This window comes from Staphylococcus sp. HMSC072B07 (genome assembly GCF_001815505.1).
GTDB classification, from domain to species: Bacteria; Bacillota; Bacilli; order Staphylococcales; family Staphylococcaceae; genus Staphylococcus; species Staphylococcus simulans.
Genome location: NZ_KV820945.1, coordinates 6,514 through 7,297, shown reverse-complemented (window position 1 = coordinate 7,297; position 784 = coordinate 6,514). Strand labels below are relative to the sequence as shown.

The following is a 784-nucleotide window of genomic DNA, read 5'->3' as shown; positions in this document are numbered from 1 at the left end:
TTGGTGTACCATATGGTTTTTCAACTTTTCCAGCTACTGGTTCAAAGACATCTGAATCTTTCGGACCTACTGTTACTTTCACAGATACATGATCTTTTGTACCGTCTGGATAAGTGACTGTTACTGGTACTTCATATTCACCTGGAACTTTACCATCAGGGATTAATGCTGGATTATCTACTGTTACTTTTGGTTGGTTACCTTCTGTTGGATAATCAGGTACAGTTACTTGATTTACGATTTCGTTTACAGTTGTTGGGTGATTATATGGTTTTTCAATATCTTTAGATACTGGTTCATATTTATCATTTTCTGGTTGTGGTGTTACAACAACTTTAACTGTTACATGATCTTTTGTGCCATCTGGATATGTCACCGTTACTGGTACTTCATATTCACCTGGAACTTTGCCGTCAGGGATTAATGCTGGGTTATCTACAGTAACTTTTGGTTGATTACCTGTTGTTGGGTAATCAGGGACAGTTACTTGGTTTACGATTTCGTTTACAGTTGTTGGTTGATTATATGGTTTTTCAATATCTTTAGACACTGGTTCATATTTAGCGTTTTCTGGTTGTGGTGTTACAACAATTTTAACTGTTACATGATCTTTTGTGCCGTCTGGATATGTCACCGTTACTGGTACTTCAAAGACTCCTGATGCGTTTCCACTAGGTACTGTTGTTGGGTCATCAATTGTAACAACAACTTTGCCACCATCTTTAGGGAAGTCTGGAACACTTACTTTTTCTTTAACTTCTTCTGGAGTAGTTGGTGTGCCATA

Annotated in this window: 1 protein-coding gene; it reads right to left on the bottom strand. The window is 37.5% G+C overall.

Annotation, left to right across the window (positions count from 1 at the left end; translation table 11 throughout):
• Positions 1-784 (bottom strand): Rib/alpha-like domain-containing protein (locus tag HMPREF3031_RS13540; RefSeq protein WP_257243591.1); only part of this gene is annotated, 784 nt, incomplete at both ends.